This window comes from Acinetobacter sp. 5862 (assembly GCF_024494585.1).
Classification (GTDB): domain Bacteria; phylum Pseudomonadota; class Gammaproteobacteria; order Pseudomonadales; family Moraxellaceae; genus Acinetobacter.
Map to the genome: position 1 here is coordinate 18,559 of NZ_JANHGP010000017.1, position 10,055 is coordinate 28,613.

The window sequence follows — 10,055 nt, forward strand, 5'->3', positions numbered from 1 at the left end:
TGTATTTTTGTTGAAAAAAAACACTTTTTTTGTAAAAAAACATCTACTGGTTCAAACAATTAAAAAACTCTATACCAGCTATCAGCACAAAGTATGCCAAATCAATAATATTTTCGGCATACTTTATCTATAATTTACTTTTGCGACACACAGAACCTTAGAGTGCCTGAAGCTGATGGATTTAATAACCCAGTCAAGCTCCATTCAAGATAATCACCGGAACGGTTTGTATTACAAGTATTTCCACTTGGTATAAGTCTACAACTCATACTGCCAAAATTAGTACCAATTGGTAAACTATCTTTCACTTTTACGTTCTGTAGTTTCTTGGTACTGTTATTTTTATAGGTGATCTCATACTCTAAATTATCTTGCTTAGCAGCCTGATTAGTCGTTACAAATGCGTTTGTATCGGAAGATGGTGAAGGACAACTTGCAACTGCACGAACTTTTTTTGTCAGTGTTAAACCAGCACTACCAATAAGTGTCACATCCTGACGTTTAAGCGTTTGCCCTAAAATCGTTTGTGCCGGATTTGTCAGAGCAAATTGGTAACTTGCTTGAAGAGTTCCAATATGTTGTGCGCCCGCAGTAACATTAGTTGGTACATGAACTCGCTGTACTAAACAAATATCAACACTTGGCTGTAATAGAACAGTACTTGCAGCAGTTGGGTTAAATACAACTTCACCCATATCTACCTGACCATTACAGTTCGTATCTCGATAAACCAATGCTTGCCATGGTTGATCAGCGCTAGCATTTGGTTGCTGAGTCTGAGTCTGTAATAATTGAGTGAGTTGAACTGGAATTTGTGTGCTTAAACGGTGAGGATAGTCGGTGACATCTCCAGCAATAGCTGTATGTTGGCCATCTTCATGCAACACAACATTAACAATCACATCACCAAAATTATTTGCTGTATAGCTTGTCGCACTTGTCTTGGTTAAAGCAATTGTATCTGATGAACGGGTGTAGCCCGTTGTGCCACTGACAGAAATATATTCAGGTAAATTTTGCTGAACGATACAAAAAGATGCTGGTAGTGAATTCTGATTAACACTAAAGCTATATTCACCCTCAGCATTAGTCTTCATTGCAGCAACCTGAGTTGAACTACAATCATTCAAAAGGATCAAGCTATTCGCAATTCCAAGTTCACCATTATCTTGAATACCATTGTAAGCATTCGCAATATTATTCGTTGTACCACTATTATCATTAAACACTTTTCCAGAGATTATGACTTGAGTCACTCTACTATTTGTGTAGACACAAAGTATATTTGTATCACCCCCATTTATTGTGAGTGAATTACCCACTAATCCAGTTGTCCCAGAACAAGCTAATGATGAATTATAATCCGTAGGATTACCCACTATAAAATTCTCAACAATTGTTCCAATCTCTCCAGCATAAACTGTCACAACAGTACTTGTTGCTGTGTCATTTCCAGAAGTTGTTACAACCGAAGATACAGAAGCATTATTAATAAACCCTGCACTATTAACCGTCACAGAATCCGCAATCTTAGCATTCGTCCATGTCTTTCTTAAGGTAAGTGTTGCACTCTTACGGCTGTTGGTATAGGTACATACCACTGAGCTATCTAAAGCATTGACTGTCAGTTGCGAACCACTTAAGGCCGTTGTATTCCCTGTACATGCTAAGCCAGCTGTATAGTTTCCTGCACCTGTTGTGATCGTTTCTGACAGTGTAATCACATCACCTGCATAAACAGTTTGTGCTGTGCCTGCATCTGTTTCATTTGCGGTATCCGCTGTTGAGCTTAAGCTAGTTAAGCCTGTCGCACTAACTGTCGCTGCATCATTGAGTTTGGCATTCGTCCATGTCTTTCTTAGTGTCAACGTTGCACTCTTACGGGTGTTGGTATAGGTACATGTTATTAATTTAGATTCATCACCAGCACCAACAGTTAAAGAGTTGCTACTCTGACCATTTGTACCAGAAAGACTATTTGCCGTTGCCCCGCCTCCAGCACTACAAGACAATACCGTATTATAATTATTGATATTTCCTGTAGTCATTGTTTCTGCAGGCAAAGTAACTGTTTCTCCCGCATATACAGTCACACTAGAACCATTCACATTGGTTGGAGCTGTACTCGTTAATGCACTGGTATTATTCGTCAAACCAGTTGTTGCTGCAATCTGAGCAACATTACCACTTATACTATTGGCTCCCCAAGCTTTTGAAATTCGGAAAGTTGCACTCTTACGATTATTGGTAAATGTACAAACAATATTTGCACCCGCCACAATATTTGCAGCAGGGATCGTCAATTGACCGGATGACAATGTACCAAATGCTGTTGCAGGATTTCCCGAGTTCGCTGCATTACTATCAATACAACTGGCAGAACTTAAATTATAGTTGGCAGGAATGGTCTCGCTTATCAAAACTGCATTATTTAAATTTGAACTATAGAGAGAATTGCTAGATGTAACTGCACTTCCACTGGCTGTAGTAGTCACCGTATCCGTTGTTACACTATTACCACTGCTATCTTGTAAATTGGTCAGTCCCGTAAAATCAAAAGAACCAAATCCATTATTAGAGATTTTTGCAATTCGAATACGCGCTCGAATACTATCCGTATCTGTTGCACTATTATTGGTTGATACAGAATCTGTTGTATTTGCTGGTGCTGTTACAGTCGCTGTATTACTAACAGAAGTTAGGGTACTTGTATTTGCAACCGTAGCTGTAATTTTTAACTCATAAAACTCACCATTTGCCAAAGTCGGTAAAGTATAGCCTGAACCCGACTCGATCGCGGTGATGGTTGGTGTTGTACCAGAAGTACATTTATTACTTGCAATTGTGTTACATGCAATCGCTGTTTTAGTTAAGCTCGCTACCGCAGCATCTTTTAAAATCGCACCTACAGCAGCATCAGGACCATTATTTGTTACACGCACAATATAATCAGTTGATGTGCCTCCAACAGCAAGACTGGTATTATTTGTTTTAGTAATCGCTAAATCTGAGTCCGGGTTAACAATACTAATATATGCAGGAAAACCTGCTGTTAAGGCATTTTGTAAATTTGCATCAGTACAAGCCCCTCCATTGAATGACATACCAACCGCACCATATTGACCTGGTGCATGCTCACCACTACTCACATTATTTTGGTTAACCATACGATAAACCAATTCATAATAACCACTACTCAAACCTGTGGTTGTGACAACATAAGCATTGGCACGATCATAAGAATCTCGCGGACTTTGAACTACTGTTCGGGTACTATCCGTTGATTTCTTTAACGTTATATAAGCACCATCATCAATCATTGCACCGCTCGTGCCCACACAAAGGGAAACACTGGTGGTTGAAGCTGGGATATAAACATAACTTGAAAACTGCCATGCACGACGGTTATTTACAAAATTACTGCCTTGACCTAAAACTAATGATTTATACGCATAGGTACTAATATTCGGTACAACTTGACTCACCGTTGGATTTGTAGTACCGCTAGTAAAATAAGTATCGTTATTATTACCTGTTGCGGCACTATTCAAATATTGCCCTGTAGGATTGACCTGATCTTTTGGCCAAGCTGACAATAAAGCATCACCTTCTTCTGAGGCAGAACCTAAGAAACAAGGAGATGATTTTGTATTACAAGTTGCCGTGGTACTCGTCCGTCCAACCCAAAATGCGCCATATTGTGAAGCTGTTGTTTCAGCACCAATCGCACCCCAAGCATTGTGCAACATTTCCCCTGCACCACTACCTGGGTTATATTGATTACTATTTACACTCACTGCTATTTGCTGTGCTGTTCCAACAGATGCAGCAAGGCTTACATTATAGGTAATGCTTAAAGTAAAGGTTCCTGCATTCGCTACAGAACCTATACTACACGTATAAGGTCCAGATCCGCTCCCAGAACAAGATCCCACAGATGAGGTCACCGAAGCAATTGTTACACCTGTAGATAAACTTGCGTTTACTGTTGCAACAGTATTTGTTGCATTATCAGGTCCTTTGTTCTGAACTGTAATGACTTGTGTTCCTGATCCACCACGTACAATCGGTGATTGTGTTGTACCCGTAACTTCAAAACGAGCTGTAGGAGGTGTTGAATCAAATGTAACAGCAAAAATACTCTGGTTAATCAGACAAGTCGCTATGAGTACCCATAAAGCAACACAATATCGCATACTGAACTCGTATATTTTTTTATGTATATTTTGATTATTGTCCAACATAGCGTACCCCAAAGTTAAATTCATAACTTTGATTTGCAGCCACACTATTTAGTGTTCCTGAAACCGTACCAGCATTACCAACTGTGGGAGCCGTCATACCACTACATGATGTGCAGGTAGGCGATTGAGATAAAACTGTATAGGCAGGCGTCATATCTCTAAAGGTAAATGCAGTACTCATAGCAGTAGCACCTGAATTATTTAAAATAACCTTATACAAAACACATTGACCTTGGCCATTTGCTTGTTTACCGATATTGAGACTATTTGTTGTATAGGACTCATCAGCTGTGCCATTACAATCAAAATCACGTGCTTGCAACTTACTCAACTTCAATTGTCTCTGATTCACTGTAGTTACATCAGTAATTGATGACAAAACTTGACCATTGGCATTATTCGTTAAATTAATCGTGGTGGTATTCGCTTGGGCAATATTATTTGCTACAAGATTTTTAACCTGAAGCAATAATTTGACTTGTGTATGTGCTGCTAATTTTCCACCCGGCAAGTCAGCTAAACTTCTCATCACCAAATCCCCAGCATCAAAAACACCATTTCCATTTACGTCATAGAAAAGAGTGCTGTTAAACTCAACCTGATCGTTATTCGAAAGAAAACTATAGTTCCCTGTATAATCAACATCAGTATTATTGGTTAAAAGATGACTATAAATGACGGTGCCTAATGGCGAGACTTGTCCACGAGAATTTGGCGTGAATTCTATTTCAGCCACAGAATTGACACTTTGAATAGTAATCGCATCCATAATAATATCTTGGCTCGGATTACTACTATTATTACCACTTACAAAACTTGTAGAAAGAACGCGGAAATAGATCGGTGTAGTTACACTACTGTTCAATTGATCCACTTCAACAACCGCACAGACCAGTTGGGTTTCCGCATTATTTAAATAAATCGTCTTACCAATTTCATTACCCAACCCACTACAATCTGTTCCATTGCTTGACGTATAAAAACGCACACGATTAACACCAGCGGGTAAAGTCATGCTGCTAAAATCACTGCTGGCATTGGCACTGAGCAAATATTCTGCACCTACTCCTGTATGACTGATTTTTAATGGAAATATTGCTTGCCCACCGGCAACAGGATTGGTACTTGTTGCCGCAATCACGGTTTTCCACGGATTACCAGCATTATTAACATTCCCATTACCCAAACCATTGTTTTCAGGACTATTCGTCAAATCAACTAAACGTGCTACCGTTGTGGCAAGTAAATTACCCTGATCTTTAATCAAACTCGTTTTGCTAATATCACCTAAAGACTGAGCTTGAGGTGAAACTTCGAATGTCGTATCAGTCGTTACAGCATAACTACTAGGTAAACGTACTTTAACAACGATTGGTAAATTTACGCCTGCGGATAATAAACCTGTATCAGGAATACCATCTCCATTGCTATCTAATAATGGGGTTACGCCATCTGCACGATAAAATTCAATTTGGCTACCTGTCGGAAATGTACTACCTGTCATTGTTACATTAAATACATCAGTATTATTACCATTATTCCAAACATAGTTATTAAAGCTAAGCTCCCCACCTTGAGCCGCAGCAGAAGCAACAACCGTAGCACTATTGTTTACATCAGTTGCACTACCATTAATTTTGACATCATAAATTGAAGCAACATTAAGTACAGCTATGTTACTGAGATCAGATATATTTGCTGTTGTTGTATTATTATCATGATCATACCCAAAATTAACGGTATTATTAATTGGTCCAGCAGTTGTTTTATTTACTTTAACTTTAAATTCAATATAGCCAGTTGTATTTGCTGGTACTGAGCTAATGACTGCAGTTACAGTATTTGATGTCACACTGTAATTGATTCCTGCTGGATCGTTACTCCCAGTACTTGGATTTACAGTTGTACCGTTCCAATTCTCACCAGCATTTAGTTGATAAACCAAACTTGAATTGAGTGTATCTGTTAAAGTTACAGAGCCTGTCGCTGTACTACCTAAATTTTGATAATCTAAACGAACGGTAACAACGTCTCCATTTGCCACGCTTGTTTGAGAAAACTTTTTACGAACAACTAAAGCAGACTGATTCGTAACAGTTGCTGTATCGACATTGGTCTTTGTTCCAGATGCACTATTTAAAGAATTTACAGTTAATGTTAATGATCCATTTTGACTAACCGTTGCACCACTTGGTACATTTGCCGCCACAATAAGACCAACTGACTCGCCCGCACTTAAAGAATAAGAAGTAATCGCTGCGCCATCAGGCACGCCATCATTATCTTTATCTAAAAATACAGATAGATTACTGTAGTCATAGCTATCTCCAGTATTATTTGTCACTGCAAAGGTATACTGGTCGACTTCATTACCCGTGTTAGTCAAAGTATGGTTAAAATATACAGTCTGACCCGCTACGACATTTTTAGTGTTATTTGCCGTCAAATTAACAGAATAAACTGGAAGAATCGTTGTTTGAACTAAATTCGAACGGCTGACTTGGACAACGGTTGAACCTTCTTCACTGTATTCACCTATCGCCATATTACTAATGATTTGGCGTGTAGGAACAGCAGCAGAGCTAGACTGATGCACTCCCAACAAAGTAACCAACAAAATCCCTAAAGTGATCTTGCTGTTGCGGATATTTTCTAATGTATTGATTATATTCATCTTCTAGCATCCGCCTAACTTAAGGTGTAACCTGAATAGAAAAATACAACGCTGCTTGCTCCTGTGGTGCAAGTGCTCCAATATTTCCAGATATTTGATCTCCACTCACAGCTACAGAACCCTTACTCACTGACGGCGGCAATGCATTTCGCAAAATACTATAAGCAGGTACCACATCATTAATCACAACATTCGCTGCGGGTGTTGAACCATCATTTTTAATTGTTAAACGATAGGTAACGCATTGATTTGGTTTAATCGTCAATGGGTTACTTGCATAGGTCGCAGTGGCAACATTCATAAGTGCACATGCTTCATCTTTAGACTGTTCTTTGATCAGACGAAGTTGCGTAGGATCAACTGTTGTTAAATCTGTATTTTGAATTGTTGTAAGTGTTAAACCTTGGATTGTATTCGTGGCAGAGACGACGATATTTGCTGCACTAGAAATACCATTTACTGCAGTTAATGGAGCTTGAACTTTTAAAATTAGCTGAACTGAACTTTGAGGGTTTAATCCACCTGTTATAGACAAATCAGTAGCGATCGGATCTGTAGTATCTAATACACCATTATTATTGGCATCGTAATACAAAGTATAAATAAAACCATCATTAATGTTTTGAGGGACTACGCTAAGACTTACTTTTCCGCTTGTATCACCTTCAACAAATGTACCCATATTTTTTAATGTATGCAGATATACAACCGTACCGCCGACATTAATCCGCCCTTGTTGATCATTTGCTAAAGTCAACTTGCGTACTGCTACATCAACTTGATCTTTAATACTGTCACCTTGAGCATTCATCGGTGATTTCATAGCGAACCAAATAGGTAAACTTGTCAAAGTCGTATTCGCAGGAACAGTGACAACGGCGCAATACTGTTTAGTTGTTCCAGCCGCCATGTTGCCAGTACTGGTAATTTCTCCCTGTAACGTTTGACATGTTGCATCACCATTATAGAACTTCACTACCCAATCAGTTGGTAACGTCGTATTGATACTATTAATGTCAATCTCTGTACTCGATGCATATAAATTATAATTATTTGAGGTCGTGCTGTTATTTCGAATAACAAGTGGGAAAACAGCTGTTGCACCTTTTACAGCGTTTTTCACCAATAAGGCTTGCCCACCTGAACCAGTAACATTCCCAACCCCCACACCTGAATTGTTGCTGTTATACAAATCGCTTTCGCCCACAGCAACTGTATTGACTAATCGATCACGCGTACTATTTTTTACACTAGTATCTGTTACGGAAGTTGCGGTAATGTCGAAATCCATTGTACTTGTAGAAGTACAATTCGATGGGAAATAAACTCCTAATTTAATTCTTTTTGAAGTGCCGTAAGCCAATCCGCCTGTATCAATTACACCATCGCCATTAGTATCTGTCAGCAATGTACGACCATCGGCATGATATAACCGAACTACAGCACAACTTGGTACGTTACTTTTAACGAAGCTTAAATTATAAGTATCAGTCGCTTGTCCTGTATTCCAAACATAATTATCAAACTGGATTTCTTTTGCTACACCCCCAAAAGTATTATTTTGGGTCTGTAAGTTATTCAAGCCACCGTTTGGCTCGCCATCATCATTCGCGTTACTTGGACTATAGTTAAGTACAACACCTAAGGTTTGCTGAACGTTAAAAATTACAGTATTCGTTAGCGTATTTTTCAGAATAGCATTTGATGCATTATATTGTTGATAATCAGCGGTATTCGCAACTTTTTCAGCAGCATTCGCATTCACAGTGACTTTAAAACTTACCGTACCTTTACTTAAAGCTGCCACACTTGCAAGCTCTACATCTACTTGCCCATTACTCACTTTATATTTTATTGGCGCATTTGCACCCGTCTCAACATCATCGGCATCCGTTAACGATCCTGAACCATTCCCCCAACTACCACTACCCGATTTATATGTTACATCTGTAGCTAATATATCTCTCAATACGAGTCTTGCTGCCGCAGTGCCCGTATTTGAATAAGCTAAGGTATAAGTAATTTCCGTGCCAGTTTTACCTGTGCTGATATTCTGTGATTTCGTCACTTGAATTACAGCATCATCAACAACTTTTGCTGTATCACTTACGGTCATAGCGATCGCATTATCATGCTGGCTTGTAGCTGTTAAATTAAAATTAGCAACGTTATTTGCAGTTACGTTGGTTGGAATACTTCCAACGACAACTAATGAGGCAAACTCGCCTGCTTCTAAACGAAAACTTGTGGTTGAATTCAGTAAATTATTATTATCATCAGGCTCGCCATTCTGATCCCGATCGATGTAAACGGCTACATTATCTAAATTAAATTGATCATTCGTTAACTGAGTAAGGCTTAATTTATAGTCGTCTACAATGTTACCAGTGTTGGTTAAAACATGCGGGAAGTTAACTTTGCTTCCAATAGTCCCGATATTTTGTTGATTACTTTGTAAAGTTAAAGAGTAAATTGGTTGAACAGTCAAAATAACTGCATTTGAATTAATAACTTGCAAATTACCTTGCTCATCATAGAAGTCACCACTTGCAATATTAGTGATACTACTTCCTGCTTTAGGTTGAGCAAATGCAATAGAACTATGAAATCCAATAAACAAGCCAAATAAAGCGATAAATGAAGTTTTTGAGACAGCACTTTTTTTGAATCGGCTTATCATGTTTCATAACCCACAAAAATGTAAAATTGATTTTTTATTGATAAATTGTACGGTTTTATTGACAATCTTCACGAAAGAATACTACAAAAATATCGACTTGAACACGCAAATTAACAAAAAGGTGATTTTTTTCTTACAGACTATCATTTGTAAAAAAACCTGTAGATGCCTGTTATTTATAAATAATACTTATGAAATGATTAGGGTCTATTGACATTTCATCCTGGTAACCAAATGTATATGCAAGCTAAAGCAAAAGAAATTATCAAAGTTCTGTTGCTATAGCCTGTATATTTTTATGGCTACCTTTATAGGGTTAATTATGAACAGTAAGTGTCAACAGACCCTAAATATTCAGTAAAGTAATTGAACCTTTTTTTATAGGACTTACGCACTATCATTTATAGATTCTCTGTGGTAGCAGATGATTTTTATCGAGAATAAAGTCATCAATGAA

The 10,055-nt window shown here is 38.2% G+C and carries 3 protein-coding genes; all 3 read right to left on the minus strand.

The annotated features are described in order from the left end of the window. Positions 1 to 134: 134 nt before the first annotated feature. The 3 genes from NO346_RS02530 to NO346_RS02540 are packed head-to-tail and all read right to left on the minus strand — an operon-like array spanning position 135 to position 9,598. Positions 135 to 4,196 (minus strand): S-layer family protein, encoded by a 4,062-nt coding sequence (locus NO346_RS02530; RefSeq protein WP_256414118.1) that lies wholly within the window; start codon positions 4,194 to 4,196, stop codon positions 135 to 137. 34 nt (positions 4,197 to 4,230) lie between these two features. After that, entirely contained in the window at positions 4,231 to 6,918 is a 2,688-nt protein-coding gene (locus NO346_RS02535; RefSeq protein ID WP_256414119.1) for a hypothetical protein, read from the minus strand. 19 nt (positions 6,919 to 6,937) lie between these two features. Further along, positions 6,938 to 9,598 carry a hypothetical protein gene (locus NO346_RS02540; protein WP_256414120.1) on the minus strand — a complete coding sequence of 887 codons (2,661 nt, stop codon included), beginning with the start codon at positions 9,596 to 9,598 and terminating at the stop codon, positions 6,938 to 6,940. Between the last annotated feature and the right edge of the window lie 457 nt (positions 9,599 to 10,055).